This window comes from Streptomyces sp. NPDC058308 (genome assembly GCF_042880275.1).
GTDB lineage: Bacteria > Actinomycetota > Actinomycetes > Streptomycetales > Streptomycetaceae > Streptomyces.
Genome location: NZ_JBHVZA010000007.1, coordinates 224,560 through 243,491, shown reverse-complemented (window position 1 = coordinate 243,491; position 18,932 = coordinate 224,560). Strand labels below are relative to the sequence as shown.

Genomic DNA, 18,932 nt, shown 5'->3' with positions numbered 1-18,932 from the left:
GGGCGGCACGGCCCTGTCTTTTCTAGGCCTCGCGGCCCCCGCCACGCAACCCGATCATCGTGTCAGTGACCTCCCCCACGTTCACCCGCTAAAACGTGGAGTGAAACACCTGTCCGCAGGATGTCCGGACCCTCTGACACCATGGCCCGTGTGAGCTTCCCGTATAGCGCCCCAGTTTCGCAGACTCTTTTCGACCGTGCGGCGGCCGTGACGCCCGGCGGTGTGAACTCTCCCGTGCGCGCGTTCCGCGCTGTGGGTGGTACGCCCCGTTTCATGGTGTCCGGTACCGGTCCGTACCTGACCGACGCCGACGGCCGCGAGTACGTCGACCTCGTGTGTTCGTGGGGCCCGATGATCCTCGGGCACTCCCACCCCGAGGTGATCGCCGCCGTGCAGGAGGCCGTCTCGCGCGGCACCTCCTTCGGTACGCCGGGTGAGGGCGAGGTCGCACTCGCCGAGGAGATCGTCGACCGCATCGACCCCGTCGAGCAGGTGCGGCTCGTCTCCAGCGGCACCGAGGCGACCATGTCCGCCATCCGTCTGGCGCGCGGCTTCACCGGCCGCGCCAAGGTGATCAAGTTCGCCGGGTGCTACCACGGGCACGTCGACGCGCTGCTCGCCTCGGCGGGTTCGGGCGTGGCGACCTTCGGGCTGCCCGACACTCCGGGCGTCACCGGCGCCCAGGCGGGCGACACCATCGTCGTGCCGTACAACGACATCGAGGCCGTGCACGAGGCCTTCCACAAGCACCCCGGTGAGATCGCGTGCGTCATCACCGAGGCGTCGCCGGGCAACATGGGCGTGGTGCCGCCGCGGCCGGGCTTCAACGAAGGCCTCAAGGCCGCCTGCGCCAAGAACGGCGCCCTCTACATCTCCGACGAGGTGATGACCGGCTTCCGTACGTCGAAGGCCGGCTGGTACGGCGTCGACGGCGTGCGCCCCGACCTGATGACCTTCGGCAAGGTCATGGGCGGCGGCTTCCCCGCGGCGGCCTTCGGCGGCCGCGCCGACGTCATGGCGCACCTCGCCCCGGCGGGCCCCGTCTACCAGGCGGGCACGCTGTCCGGTAACCCCGTCGCGACCGCCGCGGGCATCGCCCAGCTGCGGCTCCTGGACGACGCGGCGTACGAGAAGGTGGACGCCGTCTCCGAGGAGCTCCGCGGGCTCGTGACCGAGGCGCTCACCAAGGCGGGCGTCGCCCACCGGGTGCAGAACGCGTCGAACATGTTCTCCGTCTTCTTCACCGACCGCGAGGTGCGCGACTACGAGGGCGCGAAGGCGCAGGAGTCCTTCCGCTTCACCGCGTTCTTCCACTCGATGCTGTCGCAGGGCGTCTATCTGCCGCCGTCGGCCTTCGAGTCCTGGTTCGTGTCCACCGCCCACGACGAGCAGGCCGTCGAGCGCATCGCCGCCGCCCTGCCGGGTGCCGCGCGCGCGGCCGCGGAAGCGACGGAGGCCACCGCATGAGCGGCACCGCAGCGGGCGACGAGCTGACCGTCGTCCACCTGATGCGCCACGGCGAGGTGCACAACCCCGACGGGATCCTGTACGGGCGGCTGCCCGACTACCACCTGTCCGAACTGGGCCGGCAGATGGCCGACCGGGTCGCCGAGCACCTCTCCCGGCGCGACGTCACGCATGTCGTGGCCTCGCCGCTCGACCGCGCCCAGGAGACGGCCACGCCCATCGCCAAGGCACACGGCCTGGACCTCGCCACCGACGGGCGGCTCATCGAGGCGGGCAACGTCTTCGAGGGCAAGACCTTCGGGGTGGGCGACGGCGCGCTGAAGAACCCGGACAACTGGAAGCACCTCGTCAACCCCTTCAAGCCGTCCTGGGGCGAGCCGTACATCGAGCAGGTCGTCCGGATGATGGGCGCCCTGGACGCGGCGAAGGAGGCGGCCCGCGGGCACGAGGCGGTGTGCGTCAGCCACCAGCTGCCGATCTGGATCGTGCGCAGCTTCGTGGAGAAGCGGCGGCTGTGGCACGACCCGCGCAAGCGGCAGTGCACGCTGGCGTCGCTGACGTCGTTCACCTACCGCGGCGACAAGATCGTTTCGGTGGGTTACAGCGAGCCCGCCCGGGATCTCGTGCCCGCACATCTCCTCGCCGGTGCCAAGCCCGTGAAGGGCAGGAATAAGGGCAACGGCAAGGCATTCGGGGCCTGATAAACCGGCCCATGATCGACCGCGTGTAATCGCGCGGCAACTGTATGTCCCTTCTCGGCGAATCCGCACAATTTAATGCGGCTTGCCGGAACCCCGGTGTTCGTCGCGCCCTCTAACTGGTCGTCCCTCTTGCTTTGCACCTACAGCGAGAACGGATCCAGGGGCGCGACGAATGGGGATGGGAATGCGCGACATCAGCCGCAGGGGAATGCTCGGAGTCGGGGCCGGCGCGGCCGCCGCTTTCGGGCTCGCAGCATGCGGCTCGGGCGGCGGCGATTCGTCCGGGCCCGCCGGGAAGGCCGGTGAAGGCCATGGCGGTGCCGCGAAGCGCCCCGCCAGGCCGATCGGTGACGGGTCGACCGCTTACACCGGTAAGCAGCCTCGTCAGCCGGGCAAGCCGGTACCGCTGCAGCCCGGTGAGACGCCCCCGCAGTTCGTGATCTTCTCCTGGGACGGTGCGGGCGAGGTCGGGAACGGACTGTTCCCCCGTTTCCTCAAGCTCGCCGAGGAACACGACGCGCACATGACGTTCTTCCTCTCCGGGCTTTATCTGCTGCCCGAATCGAAGAAGCGTATGTACCGGCCGCCGAACAACGCGGTCGGTGCATCCGACATCGGTTATCTCACCGACGGTCACATCAAGGACACACTGAAGTACGTACGGCAGGCCTGGCTCGAGGGCCACGAAATCGGCACGCACTTCAACGGGCACTTCTGCACGGGCACAGGAACGGTGGGCAACTGGACGTCCGCGCAATGGCAGGACGAGATCGACCAGGCCAAGTCCTTTGTGAAGAAGTGGCGCACCAACACGGGCTGGACCGATCTGCCGTCGCTGCCCTTCGACTACGACAAGGAACTCGTCGGCGGCCGCACGCCCTGTCTGCTCGGCCAGGACAATCTGCTGCCGACCGCGAAGAAGCTCGGCTGGCGCTACGACGCGTCCTCGCCCGGCGGCCGCCAGAAGTGGCCGCAGAAGAAGATGGGCGTCTGGGACCTGCCGCTGCAGGCCGTGCCCTTCCCCGGGCACTCCTTCGAGGTCCTCTCGATGGACTACAACATCCTTGCCAACCAGTCGAAGAACTCCACGAAGGCACCGGCCCACAACTACCCGGGCTGGCGCAAGCAGGCCACCGAGGCCTACATATCCGGGTTCAAGCGCGCCTATGAGAGCAACCGCGCGCCGTTCTTCATCGGCAACCACTTCGAGGAGTGGAACGGCGGCATCTACATGGACGCCGTCGAGGAGGCCATGAAGCACATCGCCGGAAAGAAGGACGTACGCCTCGTCTCCTTCCGTCAGTTCGTCGACTGGCTCGACGTGCAGGACCCCAAGGTCCTCGCCAAGCTCCAGGGCCTGGAGGTCGGCCAGCAGCCGGCCGGCGGCTGGAAGAGCCTGCGCTGACCGGAGCACGGCGCGCGCGTGGCCCCCTCCGGCGCCTCGGAGGGGGCCACGCGCGTGCCCGGAGGGGGCCGTAGCCCGTCTGAAGAGCGTGTTTTCGCAGTTGTTTCGCGAGTGGAGGGGGTGCGGAAGATCCCCGATTCGGACATGCGAAACTTTTCACATGAGTGTTGCCTGCCGTGCCCCATACCGCACCGATAGCAGCAGTCGACGCCGCAGCCGTGCTGCCCTGCTCACCGCAGGACTCTCGGTCGTCGCGCTGGCGCTGTCCGCCTGCAGCTCCGGCGGCATGTCGGGTGGTTCCGGAAACACCAACTTCATCGCCGGTTCCGACGGCATCGCCACCGTCAAGAAGGGCGACCGCAAGGCGGCCCCCTCGCTCGACGGAGAGACCCTCGACGGCAAGAGTCTGAACGTCGCCGAGGACTACAAGGGCAAGGTCGTCGTCCTCAACGTCTGGGGCTCCTGGTGCGCGCCGTGCCGTCTGGAGGCGCCGCACTTCGTGAAGGTCGCCGAGGACACCAAGGCCAAGGGCGTCGAATTCGTCGGGATCAACACCCGTGACCCGCAGCGCGGCCCCGCGATCCAGTTCGAGAAGCAGCACGGGATTCCCTATCCGAGCCTGCACGACCCGATGGGCAAGCTGATGCTCCGCTTCCCCAAGGGCTCGCTCAACCCGAACTTCATTCCCTCCACGCTCGTCATCGACCGGGACGGGAAGATCGCGGCCCGCTCGCAGCAGCCGCTGAACGAAGAGAAGCTGCGGAAGATGATCGACCCCGTGCTCGCGGAGAAGTGATGTCGACCCTCGCCGCCATCAGCGGACCGAACCAGACCGTGATGAGCGGCGCCCTCCTGCTGGCGCTGCCCGTCGCCCTGCTCGGCGGCCTCGTCTCGTTCTTCTCGCCGTGCGTGCTGCCGCTCGTGCCGGGCTATCTGTCGTACGTCACCGGGGTCAGCGGCCAGGACATGGGCGAGGCCAAGCGGGGCCGGATGGTCGCGGGCTCCAGCCTCTTCGTGCTCGGCTTCACCGTCGTCTTCGTCTCCTACGGGGCGCTGTTCGGGGAGTTCGGGCGGACCCTGCAGGAGAACCAGAGCGTCGTCACGCGGGTGCTCGGCGCGGTGATGATCCTGCTCGGGTTCTTCTTCATGGGGCTCATGCCCAAGGTCTCCCAGCGGGAGTTCCGTTTTCACAAGAAGCCCGCCGTCGGCCTCGCGGGCGCCCCGATACTGGGCGCCCTGTTCGCCGTCGGCTGGGCGCCCTGCGTCGGCCCGACGCTCGCCGCCGTCAGTGCGCTCTCCCTCAACCAGGCGAGTGCGGGACGCGGCGCGCTGCTGGGTGTCGCGTACTGTCTGGGGCTCGGCGTCCCGTTCATCCTCGCGGCCGTCGCCTTCCGCAAGGCGCTCGGCGCCTTCGGCTGGGTGAAGCGGCATTACGCCTGGGTGATGCGCATCGGCGGCGTCATGATGATCGCGACCGGCCTGCTCCTCGTCACCGGCGTGTGGGACAGCATCGTGCAGCAGATGCAAGTCTGGTCCAGCGGCTACACGGTGGGGATCTGAATCCATGAGCAAGACCGAAGCTCCCGACGGCACGACCGAGGCCCGTGAGGAGAACGACCTCGGCGCCGCCGGCGCCAAGCTCTCGACCGCCCCGCAGGAACGGGACGAGCCGCCCAACATGCCGCGCCTGGGCGTCATCGGCTGGGCGCGCTGGTTCTGGCGGCAGCTGACCTCGATGCGGGTCGCGCTGATCCTGCTCCTGCTGCTCTCGCTCGGCGCGATCCCCGGCTCGCTGATCCCGCAGAACAACGTCGACGAGCTCAAGGTCCAGGACTTCATGGACCGGCACACCACGCTCGGTCCGCTCTACGACAAGCTGCAGCTCTTCGACGTCTACAGCTCCGTGTGGTTCTCCGCGATCTACATCCTGCTGTTCGTCTCCCTCATCGGCTGCATCGTGCCCCGCACCTGGCAGTTCGTCGGCCAGCTGCGCAGCCGCCCGCCGGGCGCCCCCAGGAAGCTGACGCGCCTGCCCGCGTACACGACGTGGCGCACCGACGCCGAGCCCGAGCAGGTGCACGAGGCCGCGTTCGCGATGCTCAAGCAGCGCCGCTTCCGCGTGCACACCGCGGGCTCCGGCGCGGGCGGCTCGGTCGCCGCCGAGAAGGGGTACCTGCGCGAGGTCGGCAACCTGATGTTCCACATCGCGCTGATCGTGATGCTGATCGCGTTCGCCGCCGGGCAGCTCCTCAAGTCCGAGGGCGGCAAGCTGGTCATGGAGGGCGACGGCTTCTCCAACACCCTCAGCCAGTACGACGACTTCAAGTCCGGCAGCCTCTTCGACACCGGGAACCTGGAACCGTTCAGCTTCCGGCTCGACAAGTTCGTCGGCACGTACGAGAAGTCGGGCCCCAACCGCGGCACCGCCCGCACCTACCGGGCCGACGTCAGCTACAGCGAAGGCCCCGACGGCGCCGAGAAGAAGAAGTCCATCGAGGTCAACAAGCCGCTCGAGGTCGACGGCTCGAAGGTCTACCTCATCGGCCACGGCTTCGCCCCCGCCGTCACCGTCCGCGACGGCAAGGGCAAGGTCGTCTACCGGGCGTCCGTGCCGGTGCTGCCCATCGACCAGAACGGCACGGCCACCGGCGCCATCAAGGTCATGGACGGCTACCGCGACAAGAACGGCAAGCAGGAGCAGCTCGGCTTCAACGCCTTCTTCGTGCCGACCTTCGCGGGTGTCGGCAAGGGCCAGATGTTCTCGCAGTTCCCCGCCGCCGACTACCCGGTGCTCGCGCTGTCCGCGTACCACGGCAGCCTGGGCGTCGACGCGGGCATCCCGCAGAACGTGTACCAGCTGGACACCCGCAAGATGACGAAGTTCAAGGGCGCCGACGGCGAGCTGTTCAAGCAGCGGCTGCGCCCCGGCGAGACCATGAAGCTCCCGAACGGCGCCGGGTCGATCACCTTCGAGAAGGACCTCAAGGAGTGGGCGACCTTCCAGATCTCCCAGCAGCCCGGCACCGGATGGGCGCTCGGCGGCGCGATCGCCGCCGTCGCCGGTCTCGCGGGGTCGCTGTTCATCCAGCGCCGCCGCGTATGGGTACGGGCGGTGAAGGGCGCCGACGGCGTCACCGTCGTCGAGATGGCGGGCCTCGGCCGCAGCGAGTCCGCCAAGGTGCCCGAGGAGCTCTCCCAGCTCGCCGCCCAGCTGCACGACCGGGCGCCGACGGCGCCCCAGCCAGACCCGGACGAGGAAGCCTCCTCCGACTCCGACCCCGATGTCGTACCTGCCGAAGGGGCTGAGAAGTGAATCTCGCCGCCACCCTGGCCGCCGAGCCCAACGAGAACCTCGCGCACATCAGCAACGTGCTGATCTACTCCGCGATGGCCGTCTACCTCCTGGCCTTCTTCGCACACATGGCGGAGTGGCTCTTCGGCAGCCGCAGCAAGGTCGCCCGCACCGCGGCCGCGCTCACGCCGAGCAAGGCCGCCGCCGCGGCCGCCGCGCCCGCCGTCACCGTCAAGGCCGCGGGCGGCACCGCCACCCTGGAGCGGCCCAAGGTCGTCACCCGGTCCGTGGCCGGCACCCGGGACGTGCCGGACGGGCCCGGCGCCGCCGCGGGCGACGAGAAGGGCGACCTCTACGGCCGCATCGCCGTGTCGCTCACCGTCCTCGCGTTCCTCCTTGAGTTCGGCGGCGTGCTCACCCGCGCCCTGTCGGTGCAGCGGGCGCCGTGGGGCAACATGTACGAGTTCAGCATCACCTTCTCCACCGTCGCCGTCGCCGTGTACCTGGTCCTTATGGCGCTGAAGAAGAACATCGCCTGGCTCGGCCTCCCGCTGGTCACGACGGTCCTGCTCGACCTCGGTCTCGCCGTCACCGTCCTGTACACCGACAGCGACCAGCTGGTCCCCGCCCTGCACTCGTACTGGCTGTGGATCCACGTCTCCACGGCGATCTTCTGCGGCGCTGTCTTCTACGTCGGCGGCGTCGGCACGCTGCTCTACCTCTTCCGGGACAGCTACGAGACCAAGCTGCAGAGCGGCGGCCAGCCCGGCAGGTTCGCCACGTCGGTCCTGGAGCGGCTGCCGTCGGCGGCCTCGCTCGACAAGTTCTCGTACCGCCTGAACGCCGCGATCTTCCCGCTCTGGACGTTCACGATCATCGCGGGCGCGATCTGGGCGGGCGACGCGTGGGGCCGCTACTGGGGCTGGGACCCCAAGGAGGTCTGGTCCTTCATCACCTGGGTCGCCTACGCCTGCTACCTGCACGCCCGCGCGACGGCCGGCTGGAAGGGCCGCAAGGCCGCCTACCTGGCGCTGATCGCCTTCGGCTGCTGGCTGTTCAACTACTACGGCGTGAACATCTTCGTCACCGGCAAGCACTCGTACGCCGGGGTCTGACCCCCGCGTACCGCCGCCCCTCAAGGCCGGTTCCCGTGACCCAGGTCGCGGGAACCGGCCTTTGCCGTACGCGAACCGCGGGCGCGGCGGGAGCGCCGGCGGGCACGTCACGGCTCCACGGTGATCGCGTCCAGTTGGCCCCGCAGGTACACGTGCGAGTCCACGCCCCGGACGTCCGTGCCCGGATCGCACTCGTAGAAGTACACGAGCGACATCAGCTCCTCGGCGGGCAGGCCGGCCGGGGGCGGCAGAACGCGGTGGCGGCCGGACTGCCAGCGTCCACCGGTCCAGCGCGCCATCAGATCACCGATGTTGACCGTGAAGGCCGCCGGGTCGAACGGCGCGTCCTGCCAGCCGTCCTCGTCCGTGAAGACCTGGAGCCCGCCCCGCCCCGCCTCCCGGTCGAGGACCGTCACCGTGCCGAAGTCCGTGTGCGGGCCGATGCGGAACTGGCCGGGCGCAGGATCGCCCACCCTCTCCCGGCCCGGATACCAGTTGATGTTGAAGCCCCAGGTGGGGTGGCCGGTGTGGCGGGTGAAGAAGTCCGCCTCCTCGCCAAGGGCCACGCCCAGGAGTTCGAGGAGACGGTCCGAGAGCGACCGCATCTGACGCAGATACGTCGTCACCAGCACCCGCAGCCCGGGCGTCTCCTGCGGCCAGGTGTTCGCCGCGAACCACTCCGCGTCGACGGCCGCGTCACCGGTCGGCTCGTCGGCGGCGAAGGACAGCGACTCCTTGAGGTCCGGGGGAGCGGCCGTGCCCTCCGCGTAGCTGTTGGCCTCGGCGCCGGGACCGAGCCAGCCGCGCCCGCCGACCTTCACCGCGTACGGCCGCTTCGCCCGCTCGGGCAGGTGGAAGAAGCCGCGGGCCGACGACCGGATCGCCGCGCGCAGGGCCGGGTCGACGCCGTGCCCGGTCAGCAGGAGGAACCCGGCCGTGCGCAGGGCCTCGTCGACGGTCTGTGCCGTCCGCGCACGGGCCTCGGGGTCGCCGGAAAGCCACGGCCGCAGGTCGACCGTCGGAATGCGGGATGCGCTGCTCATGCCTGTCATCGTGCCCGTGCGGGCCCGCGGTCAGGCCTCATCGGCAGCACCGATGGGGCCATCGGGAGGACGCCCCACTGGCGCGTGGACCAGCACGTACGGCCGCTCGTACGTTCCTTCCATGACTCACAGGAACGCCCTGGAGAACCGGGGCACAGCCCAGCTCACCGCCGCCATGACGCTCTCCGGCACCCTCGGCGTCTTCGTCGTCGAATCCGGCGCGAGCGCCTTCAACGTCGTCTTCTTCCGCGTCCTGTTCGGCGCCCTCGCCCTCGGCGCGTACGCCTTCGCCCGCGGCTACTTCCGCGACCACGGCCTCACCCTCAAGAAGCTCGTCCTCGCCGCGCTCGGCGGCGTGTTCATCGTCTTCAACTGGGTGTTCCTCTTCAAGGCGTACGAGGCCACCTCGATCTCCCTGGCCACCGTCGTCTACCACACGCAGCCGTTCTTCCTCGTGCTGCTGAGCGCCCTCGTCCTGCGCGAGCGGCTCTCCCGCTCCCAACTCGGCTGGCTGGCCGCCGCGTTCGCGGGCCTCCTGCTGGTGTCGGGGGTGCGCCCCGGCGACGCGGGCTCGCTCGCGGGCATCGGCCTCGCGCTCCTGGCCGCCGTCCTCTACGCCCTCTCCACGCTCGTCACCAAGCGCGTCACCGGCGTGCGCCCGCACCTGATCGCCCTCGTCCAGGTCGTCGTCGGCATCCCGCTCCTGCTGCCCTTCACCGACTTCGGCGCGATGAGCGGCACCGGCACGGGATGGGCCTGGCTCGCCGGACTCGGCGTGATCCACACCGGCCTGATGTACGTCCTGATGTACGCGGCGTACGCGAAGCTGCCCACCGCCAAGATCGCCGTGCTCGCCTTCACCTACCCGGCGGTCGCGATGGTCGCGGACTGGGCCGTCTACGGCCACCACATCGGGCTCGTCCAGGCGCTCGGCGTCCCGCTGATCGTGCTCGCGAGCCTCAAGGTCACCCTGGCCCGGACGACGAGCTCTGCTCCCGCACGAGCCGCACGGCCTGCTCCACGAACAGCCGCACCTGCGGCGGCAGACGCTTCCCCGACCGCCACGCGAGCTGCGTCCACAGCGTGAACGGCGGCTCCCACGCAAGGCGCACGAGCGTGCCCGCCGCCAGCTCCCGCGCCACGGCCACGGCGGGCAGCAGGGCGACGCCGAGCCCGCCCGCCACCCCCTGCTTCGTCGCCTCGATGGTGCCGAACTCCATGAACGGCGGCGGCGCCCCGGTCCGCGTGCGCAGCTCGTCCTCGAAGAGGTCCCGGTAGGGGCAGCCGGGCTCGGTGCCGACGAGCCGCGCCGACGCCAGGTCCACCGTGGTCAGCTCCCGCGCCCCGCCCGCGGCCAGCGGATGGGCCGGGGCGCAGACCAGGACCAGCGGCTCCTCGGCGAGGACCTCGGTCTCCAGGCCCTGGTGCACGGTCTCGGGCTCCATCAGGAAACCCACGTCGTACGTCCCCTGCCGCAGCGCCTGCCGGGTCTCGTCGCCGAGCGTGGGGCGCAGCGAGAGCCGCACCTTCGGATAGCGGTGGTGGAAGAGCTCCAGGAGCGGCGGCAGCCGGTAGGAGGTCAGGGACTCCATCGTGCCGACCGCGATCGTGCCGGAGGGCTCCTCGGCGCCGACGACCGCGGTCCGTGCCTCCTCGGCGAGTTCGATGATCTGCCGGGCGTAGGGGAGCAGCCGCTCGCCTGCCTCGGTCAGCCGGATCCGGCTGCCGAGCCGGTCGAAGAGCTCGGTGCCCAGGGAGGTCTCCAGGGCGCGGACATGGCTGGTGACGCTGGACTGGGCGTACTTCAGCTCGGTGGCGGCCCGGGTGAAGCTGAGGACGGTGGCGACCTTCTCGAAGGTCTGGAGCAGCCGCAGTTCCATCGGCCCTCAGCCCTCGTCGCCCTGGTCCCGCCGCTTCTTGTCCGGGTCCTCGTCCCGCAGGGACTTCAGGAACTCGGGATTGTCGTCGGGCGCCACCCACCGCGTGCTGCCCCCGCGGCCGCGCCCGCCGATGCCGCCGCCCGCGCCGGGCGCGTGGCGCACCTTGCCGGTGACGAACCAGGCGATCGGGCCGAGCAGGACCTCTCCGAAGAGCAGCACGATGATGACCCACACCACCTTGGGCAGATGCCTGACCTCTTTCTCAGGGGTGTTCAGGACATCGATGAAGGCATAGATCCACACCGCCAGGACCAGCAGGAACGGCAGATACCTGAGCATGGTGGCGCGATCCCCCAAGCGGTGGCGGCGAGGAGCGTGCGAGCCCCCGGTGACGGGGCCAGGGTAGCCGGTGCCGGATACTGGAACGCATGGCTTACGACGATCTTCGCTCCCTGCTCCGGGCACTGGACCGCGAGGGCGATCTCAAGCGCATCAAGGCCGAGGTCGACCCGTACCTGGAGGTCGGCGAGATCACCGACCGCGTCCAGAAGGCCGGCGGCCCCGCGCTCCTCTTCGAGAACGTCAAGGGCTCCTCGATGCCCCTGGCCATGAACGTGTACGGGACGGACCGCCGCCTGTTGAAGGCGCTCGGCCTGACGTCGTACAACGAGATCAGCGACAAGATCGGCGGCCTGCTCAAGCCGGAGCTGCCGCAGGGCTTCGTCGGGGTGCGCGAGGCGTTCGGGAAGCTCGGCGCGATGACGCACGTGCCGCCGAAGAAGGTGAAGTCGGACAGCGCGCCCGTCCAGGAGGTCGTCCTCACCGGCGACGACGTCGACCTGGAGCAGCTGCCCGCGCTCTTCACCTGGCCCGAGGACGGCGGCTCCTTCTTCAACCTGGGCCTGACCCACACCAAGGACCCCGACACGGGCGTGCGCAACCTCGGCCTGTACCGCCTGCAGCGCCACGACAAGCGCACCATCGGCATGCACTGGCAGATCCACAAGGACAGCCGCAACCACTACCAGGTGGCCGCCCGCAGGGGCGAGAAGCTCCCCGTCGCCATCGCCTTCGGCTGTCCGCCCGCCGTGACGTACGCGTCGACGGCGCCGCTGCCCGGTGACATGGACGAGTACATGCTGGCCGGGTTCATCCAGGGCAAGCGCGTGGAGATGGTCGACTGCAAGACCGTCCCGCTCCAGGTCCCCGCGCACGCCGAGGTCGTCATCGAGGGCTGGCTGGAGCCGGGCGAGATGCTGCCCGAGGGCCCCTTCGGCGATCACACCGGCTTCTACACGCCGCAGGAGGACTTCCCCGCGCTGAAGATCGACTGCGTGACGATGCGCAGGCGTCCGCTGCTCCAGTCGATCGTGGTAGGCCGCCCGCCGACGGAGGACGGGCCCCTCGGCCGCGCGACGGAGAGGTTCTTCCTGCCCCTTCTCAAGGTGATCGTCCCGGACATCGTGGACTACCACCTGCCGGAGTCGGGCGGCTTCCACAACTGCGCGATCGTCTCGATCGACAAGAAGTACCCGAAGCACGCGCAGAAGGTCATGCACGCCATCTGGGGCGCCCACATGATGTCGCTGACCAAGCTGATCGTGGTCGTGGACAAGGACTGCGACGTGCACAACCTGCACGAGGTGTCCTGGCGCGCACTCGGCAACACGGACTACGCGCGCGACCTGACGGTGGCCGAAGGCCCCGTCGACCACCTCGACCACGCCTCCTACCAGCAGTTCTGGGGCGGCAAGGCAGGCATCGACGCGACGAAGAAGCTGCCCGAGGAGGGCTACACCCGGGACGGGGGCTGGCCGAACATGGTCGAGTCCGACCCGGAGACGGCGTCGAAGGTCGACCGCCGCTGGAAGGAGTACGGGCTGTGAGTTCAGCCTCCGCCGCGCTGCCGCGGCCCGGCCGCACCAAGGCGTTCCTGCGCCTGGTCATGATCGAGCACTCGGTGTTCGCGCTGCCCTTCGCCTACATCGCCGCGCTGACGGCGATGTACCGCCTTGACGAGAACATCCACTGGGGGCGCCTGCTCCTCGTCACCGTCTGCATGGTGGGCCTGCGGACCTTCGCGATGGCCGCGAACCGGATCATCGACCGCGAGATCGACGCCCGTAACCCGAGGACCGCGCACCGCGAACTGGTCACGGGCGCGGTGTCGGTGAAGTCCGCGTGGACCGGCGCGCTGATCGCGCTCGTGGTCTTCCTCGGCTCGGCGGCCCTGCTCAACCCGCTCTGCCTGGCGCTCGCGCCCGTCGCGGTGATCCCGATGGTGGTCTATCCGTACGGCAAGCGGTTCACGAACTTCCCGCAGGCGATCCTCGGCCTGGCCCAGGCGATGGGCCCGGTCGGCGCCTGGATCGCGATCACCGGCGAGTGGTCGGGCCGGGCGGTCATCCTCGGCCTTGCGGTCGGCATCTGGATCGGCGGCTTCGACCTGATCTACGCCTGCCAGGACGTGGAGACCGACCGCGAGGTCGGCGTGAAGTCGGTGCCCGCGCGGTTCGGCATCCCGGCCGCCATCTGGGGCGCCCGCGCCTGTCACCTGGTGACCACGGCGCTCTTCGTCTGGTACGCGGCGTCCACCGACGCGGGCGGGTTCTTCTGGCTCGGCCTCGCGGTCGTCGCGGGCGCCTTCGTCTACGAGCACTCGATCGTGAAGCCGCACGACCTGTCCCGGCTGAACCGCGCCTTCTTCCAGGTGAACGGTTTCATCGGGATCGCCCTGTTCGCGTGCGCGCTACTCGACCTGCTCGTACGCGGCCTCACTGTCTGAAACACCGCCGGATAGGCTTCACAGCGTGAACCCAGGAGATACAGAGCGTAGGCCTTGGATCGTGGGGGTGTCGGGCGCCTCGGGCACTCCGTACGCCGCCGCGGTCCTGCGTGCTCTGCTGACAGCGGGCGAGAGCGTGGACCTCGTCGTCTCGCGTGCCTCGCGTCTGACGCTGCTCGACGAGACGGGCATCGCGTTCCGGGACGCGCACTGGCGGGACGACCTGCGGCAGTGGCTGGGGCGCGGCGCGGACGGCAAGCCGGGTGTGTTCGACGCCGATGTGTCGGACGTGCGGTACTGGGCCGCCGGTGACTTGGCGGCGGGGCCTTCCTCGGGTTCGTACGCGACGAAGGGGATGCTGATCGTGCCGGCGTCCACGGCGTGCGTGGCCGGGGTGGCGCTCGGACTTTCGAAGGACCTGCTGCAGCGGTCGGCGAGCGTGACGCTGAAGGAAGGCCGACGGCTCGTGGTCTGCGTACGCGAGACACCGCTGAACGGGCAGACGCTGAAGCACCTGGTGAGCCTGGACGAGGCGGGCGCGATCGTGCTGCCCGCCTCTCCGGCGTTCTACGCGGGGGCGACGCACATCCAGGATCTGGTGGACTTCGTCGCCGGGCGGGTGCTCGACGCGGCGCGGGTGCCGCACGAGCTGTACCGCCGGTGGAAAGGGGAGCTGGGGGGCGCTTCCAGTGCCGACTGAGCGCCCCCGAAGGGGCGCGGGGAACCGCGCGAGCAACCAAGACGAACCCGCAGTCGGCACCGCCCCCCACCCCCACGGTGGGACTACCGCTTCTTGGCGCCCCGCAGCTTCCGGGTGGCCTTCCGCGGCGCCGCAACGTTCGCACGCGAGCGGTTGGCCAGGTCCTGAAGCTCGCGCATCCGGGCGTAGGCCATCTCGATCGAGTACACGGTGACTCACTCCTGAAGGATCGTCGTTGATCGGCTGAGATTGAGAAAGATTCACAGGGGCTAGACCCTGTTACGCCTTAGATTCTACACATAGACTCGCGGTATCGCTGAATAATGAAAGGCATCGCACCTATGGACGCCGTGGACAGGCAGCTCATCCAGGCCCTGCGGGAGAACGGCCGCGCCTCGTACGCCGAACTCGGGCGGCTCGTGGGCCTCTCCGGGCCCAGCGTCACGGACCGGATCAACCGCCTCGAAGCGGCCGGTGTCATCACGGGTTACCGCGCCACCGTCGACTCCGCCTCGCTCGGCCTCGGCGTCATCGCCCTCATCGGCATCTCGCTCTCCGACGCGGCCGACCACGAGGACGTGGCGCGGCGCCTGAAGGACCTGCACGAGATCGAGGACTGCTGGTTCATCGCGGGCGACGACTCGTACATGCTCAAGGTCAGGGCCACCGACGTGGACGGTCTGGAGAAGACGATCCGCCGGCTCAGCGGCACCCGGGGCGTCTCACGGACCCGTACGACGATCGTGCTCTCCACCAAGTGGGAGAACCGCGTCGGGGAGCTCCCGGAAGAGGAGTAGGCCCCGCCCTGGACCTGCGGGGCGGGGGAGTACGGTTGGCGGAGTTTGTCGTAGGTCGTAGGTCGTGGGTCGCTGGGAGAGGTAAGGGCGAGGGCATGGACGCAGGTCTCAAGCGCGATCTTGAGCAGAAGGTCCGGGACGGTGAGCGGCTGTCCCGTGAGGACGGCATCGCCCTCTACGAGTCGGACGACCTCGCCTGGCTCGGCGGCCTCGCCCACGAGGTGCGCACGCGCAAGAACGGCGACGTCGTGCACTTCAACGTCAACCGCCACCTCAACATGACCAACGTGTGCACCGCGTCGTGCGCGTACTGCTCGTTCCAGCGCAAGCCGGGCGAGAAGGACGCGTACACCATGCGCATCGAGGAGGCCGTCCGCCTCGCCAAGGCGATGGAGGGCGAGAACCTCACCGAGCTGCACATCGTCAACGGCCTGCACCCGAACCTGCCGTGGCGCTACTACCCGCGTTCGCTGAGCGAGCTCAAGAAGGCGCTGCCGAACGTCTCCCTGAAGGCCTTCACCGCGACGGAGATCCACCACTTCGAGACGATCTCGGGGATGTCGGCGTCCGACATCCTCGACGAGCTGATCGAGGCCGGTCTGGAGTCCCTCACCGGCGGCGGCGCGGAGATCTTCGACTGGGAGGTGCGTCAGCACATCGTCGACCACCGCACCCACTGGGAAGACTGGTCGCGCATCCACCGCCTCGCGCACGAGAAGGGTCTGAAGACCCCCTCCACGATGCTGTACGGCCACATCGAGGAGCGCCGTCACCGGGTCGACCACGTCCTTCGCCTGCGCGAACTCCAGGACGAGACCGGCGGCTTCCAGGTCTTCATCCCGCTGCGCTACCAGCACGACTTCGTGGACATGAAGGACGGCAAGGTCAGGAACCGCCTCCAGGCGCGGACGACCATGGCGTCGGGCGCCGAGGCCCTGAAGACCTTCGCGGTCTCGCGTCTCCTCTTCGACAACGTCCCGCACGTCAAGGTCTTCTGGGTCATGCACGGCCTGCAGACGACGCAGCTCGCCCTCCAGCACGGCGCGGACGACATGGACGGCTCCGTCGTCGAGTACAAGATCACGCACGACGCGGACAACTTCGGCACCCCGAACAAGCTGACCCGCGAGGACCTCCTCGACCTGATCCGCGAGGCGGGCTTCCGCCCGGTCGAGCGGAACACGCGCTACGAGTCGATCCGCGAGTACGAGGGTCCCGACCCGATGCTGCGGGAGACGCCGCAGGCCATGCGGGTCTGAGTGGCCGGTTCCCCGAGTGGCTGACGCTCCGGTTCCCCGAGTGGCTGACGCTCCGGTTCCCCGAGCGGCGACGCTCCGGTTCCCGAGCGGCTGACGTTCCGCGCGAGGGCCTCACCCCCTTGCCGGACGCGCCTCCTTGCATGCTTCACTGGAGGGGCTCGTCCTACTCGGGCCCATTTCGGAACGGAAGAGTGGATTGACATGCTCCGCTACACGCTGATGCGCCTCGGGATCTTCGTGGGTTGCTTCTTGGTCGTCTGGGGCCTCGTCTACTCCGAGATCCTGCCGCGTGGCCTCGGCGACTCGAACCTGCTGTGGGTGCTCCTGCTCTCGCTGGTCGTCTCGGCGCCCATCAGCTTCGTGGCCCTCCGCAAGGAGCGCGACCGCGCCTCGATGGACGTCGTCGCCCGGGTGGACCGCGCCAAGGCGAACCTGGACGCCAACCGCACCCAGGAGGACGACGCGGACGACGCGGCGCGCTCGCAGGGCCAGGGGCGCACGCAGGCGCAGGGCTCGTAAGCGGAAGGGCTCGCGCGGCGCGAGCCTCGTAAGCTTCGTCACACACTTCTCGGGACCCCGGTTCCGGAGCTCATCGCTCCGGGGCCGGGGTTCTGTGCGTCGAGGGGGAGTTGGGGCGGGGGTTACGCGCGGGTCGCGAGGTGATGTGGGGGTTGCGAGGTGATATGGGGTTGTTGATTCCGCTTACCTCAAACAAGACCTTTGATGTTCTCAAAGCACGAGTGTTAACGTGTTCGACATGAAGACAGCAGCAGCGCACCGCCACGCCATGAGCGTCCCGCTCGTGGCGCGCCTGCATGTCGACCTCTGCCGCTGCATGTCCGCGGCCTGTCACATCTGAACGTGACCCCCGCCGCAGCGGCACTGCTGACCCTTCGCGGTCGCCGCTCCCGTACGTCCCCCACCCCCTGACTCACCTCACCGGAGTGTGTCCGTGTCCGCGAATTCCGCCACGCCCGCCGACCAGGCGAGCGGACCCGAGAAGCCCAAGACCGGCTTCCGGATACCCAAGTTCCTCAAGATCCCCTTCTGGGCGCAGATCCTCGGCGGCCTGGTCCTGGGCGTCCTGCTCGGCTGGATCGCCCGCAACCAGGACGTCGACTGGCTCGTCACCACCCTCTCCAAGGTCGGCGACACCTTCATCGGGCTCCTGAAGCTGGCGGTCGCCCCGCTCGTCTTCTTCGCGATCCTGGTGTCGATCACCAACCTGCGGAAGGTCAACAACGCCGCGCGGCTCGCCACCCGCACCCTGCTGTGGTTCATGATCACGTCGCTGATCGCGGTCGCCATCGGCCTCGCCATCGGCCTGCTCACCAACCCCGGCTCCGGCACCGGCCTCACCCCGAAGGACGGCAAGGCCCCCGACCACGCGGGCTCCTGGATCGACTTCCTCACCGGCATCATCCCGACGGACGTCGTCACGCCGTTCACCCAGCTCAACGTCCTGCAGATCGTCTTCATGGCCGCCGTCGCCGGCGTCGCCGTGCTGAAGATCGGCGACAAGGCCCAGCCGATCCTGGAGCTGAGCGAGTCCGTCCTCGCCCTCCTGCAGAAGGCGCTGTGGTGGGTCATCAAGCTCTCCCCGATCGGCACCATCGGCCTCATCGGCTTCGCCATCGCGGACTACGGCTGGAACCTCATCAGCAAGTACGCGACGTTCACCGCCGACATCTACATCGGCTGCGCCCTGGTCCTTTTCGGCGTCTACCCGCTGCTGCTCGCCTTCGTCGCCAAGGTCAACCCGCTCCAGTTCTTCAAGGGTGCCTGGCCCGCCATCCAGCTGGCCTTCGTCTCCCGCTCCTCGGTCGGCACCATGCCGATCACCCAGAAGGTCACCGAGCGCCTCGGCGTCCCGAAGGAGTACACGTCGTTCGCGGTGCCCTTCGGCGCCACGACGAAGATGGACGGCTGCGCCGCCATCTACCCGGCCATCGCCGCGATCTTCGTCGCGCAGATCTTCGACGTGCACATGGGCATCAAGGAGTACCTGCTCATCGCCTTCGTGTCGGTCGTCGGTTCGGCGGCCACGGCGGGCCTCACGGGCGCCACGGTCATGCTGACGCTGACCCTCTCCACGCTCGGTCTGCCGATGGAGGGCGTGGGTCTGCTCCTCGCCATCGACCCGGTCCTCGACATGATGCGCACCGCGACCAACGTCGCAGGGCAGGCGCTGGTTCCCGTGATCGTCGCCGCCCGCGAGAACATCCTCGATCGCGAGGCGTACGAGAACGCGTCGGCCTCGCCGCTCGACGAGCTGGAGGACGACTTCGACAGGGCGTCGTCCTCGTCGCGGCCTGTGGCTGCTGCGGCCTGAGCGGCGTTGCGCGTTGTGCGTCGCTCGTCGTTTCGCCGAAGCCCCGGCCCGGATCACTCCGGGACGGGGCTTCGGCCGTCTCCGTTAATCGTGCCCCGGCGCCCGTTGACCGTACGCTGACGTCTGAACGGACAGCGTGAAGAGGGCGGGGGCCGG

18 protein-coding genes and 1 pseudogene are annotated in these 18,932 nt (G+C 69.1%); 15 read left to right on the top strand and 4 right to left on the bottom strand.

The annotated features are described in order from the left end of the window. The first annotated feature begins 141 nt into the window (after window positions 1–141). The 7 genes from hemL to ccsB all read left to right on the top strand — a co-directional run bounded on the left by hemL (window position 142) and on the right by ccsB (window position 7,980). Window positions 142–1,467 (top strand): glutamate-1-semialdehyde 2,1-aminomutase, encoded by a 1,326-nt coding sequence (hemL, locus tag ACFVYL_RS12895; protein ID WP_389715033.1) that lies wholly within the window; start codon window positions 142–144, stop codon window positions 1,465–1,467. Continuing rightward, window positions 1,464–2,168, top strand: a complete 705-nt coding sequence (locus ACFVYL_RS12890) for a histidine phosphatase family protein (RefSeq protein ID WP_389715031.1) — start codon at window positions 1,464–1,466, stop codon at window positions 2,166–2,168. The genes hemL and ACFVYL_RS12890 overlap by 4 nt, the downstream gene beginning before the upstream one ends. Window positions 2,169–2,352: 184 nt before the next feature. After that, on the top strand, window positions 2,353–3,573 hold the full coding sequence (locus tag ACFVYL_RS12885; protein ID WP_389715030.1) for a hypothetical protein: 1,221 nt from the start codon (window positions 2,353–2,355) through the stop codon (window positions 3,571–3,573). Between the two features lie 160 nt (window positions 3,574–3,733). Beyond that, window positions 3,734–4,369: a TlpA family protein disulfide reductase gene (locus ACFVYL_RS12880; RefSeq protein ID WP_389715029.1), complete on the top strand. Its 636-nt coding sequence runs from the start codon at window positions 3,734–3,736 to the stop codon at window positions 4,367–4,369. After that, the gene (locus tag ACFVYL_RS12875; RefSeq protein ID WP_389715028.1) at window positions 4,369–5,133 is read left to right on the top strand and encodes a cytochrome c biogenesis CcdA family protein; all 765 of its coding nucleotides are present in this window, start codon (window positions 4,369–4,371) and stop codon (window positions 5,131–5,133) included. The genes ACFVYL_RS12880 and ACFVYL_RS12875 overlap by 1 nt, the downstream gene beginning before the upstream one ends. A gap of 4 nt (window positions 5,134–5,137) precedes the next feature. Further along, complete coding sequence (locus ACFVYL_RS12870) at window positions 5,138–6,886, top strand: cytochrome c biogenesis protein ResB (RefSeq protein ID WP_389715027.1); 1,749 nt, start codon at window positions 5,138–5,140, stop codon at window positions 6,884–6,886. Further along, window positions 6,883–7,980, top strand: a complete 1,098-nt coding sequence (gene ccsB, locus ACFVYL_RS12865; protein WP_389715025.1) for a c-type cytochrome biogenesis protein CcsB — start codon at window positions 6,883–6,885, stop codon at window positions 7,978–7,980. The genes ACFVYL_RS12870 and ccsB overlap by 4 nt, the downstream gene beginning before the upstream one ends. Before the next feature lie 107 nt (window positions 7,981–8,087). Here the strand turns inward: ccsB and ACFVYL_RS12860 are convergent, their stop codons facing one another. Beyond that, a complete protein-coding gene (locus ACFVYL_RS12860; protein WP_389715023.1) occupies window positions 8,088–9,023 on the bottom strand; it encodes an isopenicillin N synthase family dioxygenase in 936 nt (311 codons plus the stop codon). 121 nt (window positions 9,024–9,144) lie between these two features. Between ACFVYL_RS12860 and ACFVYL_RS12855 the strand changes: the two genes are divergently transcribed. Further along, a complete protein-coding gene (locus tag ACFVYL_RS12855) occupies window positions 9,145–10,110 on the top strand; it encodes a DMT family transporter (RefSeq protein ID WP_389715021.1) in 966 nt (321 codons plus the stop codon). Here the strand turns inward: ACFVYL_RS12855 and ACFVYL_RS12850 are convergent. After that, a pseudogene (locus tag ACFVYL_RS12850) lies at window positions 10,013–10,903 on the bottom strand (LysR family transcriptional regulator); the annotation flags it as partial. The gene ACFVYL_RS12855 and the pseudogene ACFVYL_RS12850 sit on opposite strands and share 98 nt — an antisense overlap. Before the next feature lie 6 nt (window positions 10,904–10,909). Then, window positions 10,910–11,242 (bottom strand): PLD nuclease N-terminal domain-containing protein, encoded by a 333-nt coding sequence (locus tag ACFVYL_RS12845; RefSeq protein ID WP_389715019.1) that lies wholly within the window; start codon window positions 11,240–11,242, stop codon window positions 10,910–10,912. An 89-nt stretch (window positions 11,243–11,331) separates the two neighbouring features. On the opposite strand from ACFVYL_RS12845, the gene ACFVYL_RS12840 reads away from it, so the two are divergent. The 3 genes from ACFVYL_RS12840 to ACFVYL_RS12830 are packed head-to-tail and all read left to right on the top strand — an operon-like array spanning window position 11,332 to window position 14,388. Then, window positions 11,332–12,789 (top strand): menaquinone biosynthesis decarboxylase, encoded by a 1,458-nt coding sequence (locus ACFVYL_RS12840; RefSeq protein WP_389715017.1) that lies wholly within the window; start codon window positions 11,332–11,334, stop codon window positions 12,787–12,789. Then, window positions 12,786–13,688 carry a menaquinone biosynthesis prenyltransferase MqnP gene (mqnP, locus tag ACFVYL_RS12835; protein ID WP_389715015.1) on the top strand — a complete coding sequence of 301 codons (903 nt, stop codon included), beginning with the start codon at window positions 12,786–12,788 and terminating at the stop codon, window positions 13,686–13,688. The genes ACFVYL_RS12840 and mqnP overlap by 4 nt, the downstream gene beginning before the upstream one ends. Window positions 13,689–13,713: 25 nt before the next feature. Then, window positions 13,714–14,388 carry a UbiX family flavin prenyltransferase gene (locus tag ACFVYL_RS12830; protein ID WP_389715014.1) on the top strand — a complete coding sequence of 225 codons (675 nt, stop codon included), beginning with the start codon at window positions 13,714–13,716 and terminating at the stop codon, window positions 14,386–14,388. Window positions 14,389–14,471: 83 nt separating this feature from the next. Here ACFVYL_RS12830 and ACFVYL_RS12825 read toward each other — a convergent pair whose 3' ends face one another. Beyond that, window positions 14,472–14,597 (bottom strand): hypothetical protein, encoded by a 126-nt coding sequence (locus ACFVYL_RS12825; protein ID WP_389715101.1) that lies wholly within the window; start codon window positions 14,595–14,597, stop codon window positions 14,472–14,474. 132 nt (window positions 14,598–14,729) lie between these two features. On the opposite strand from ACFVYL_RS12825, the gene ACFVYL_RS12820 reads away from it, so the two are divergent. The 4 genes from ACFVYL_RS12820 to ACFVYL_RS12805 all read left to right on the top strand — a co-directional run bounded on the left by ACFVYL_RS12820 (window position 14,730) and on the right by ACFVYL_RS12805 (window position 18,776). Next, window positions 14,730–15,185 carry an Lrp/AsnC family transcriptional regulator gene (locus tag ACFVYL_RS12820; protein ID WP_389715098.1) on the top strand — a complete coding sequence of 152 codons (456 nt, stop codon included), beginning with the start codon at window positions 14,730–14,732 and terminating at the stop codon, window positions 15,183–15,185. Between the two features lie 95 nt (window positions 15,186–15,280). Next, the gene (mqnE, locus tag ACFVYL_RS12815) at window positions 15,281–16,444 is read left to right on the top strand and encodes an aminofutalosine synthase MqnE (RefSeq protein ID WP_389715012.1); all 1,164 of its coding nucleotides are present in this window, start codon (window positions 15,281–15,283) and stop codon (window positions 16,442–16,444) included. Window positions 16,445–16,645: 201 nt separating this feature from the next. Then, window positions 16,646–16,963 (top strand): DUF4229 domain-containing protein, encoded by a 318-nt coding sequence (locus tag ACFVYL_RS12810; RefSeq protein WP_389715010.1) that lies wholly within the window; start codon window positions 16,646–16,648, stop codon window positions 16,961–16,963. 433 nt (window positions 16,964–17,396) lie between these two features. After that, the gene (locus ACFVYL_RS12805) at window positions 17,397–18,776 is read left to right on the top strand and encodes a dicarboxylate/amino acid:cation symporter (RefSeq protein ID WP_389715008.1); all 1,380 of its coding nucleotides are present in this window, start codon (window positions 17,397–17,399) and stop codon (window positions 18,774–18,776) included. Window positions 18,777–18,932: the final 156 nt, after the last annotated feature.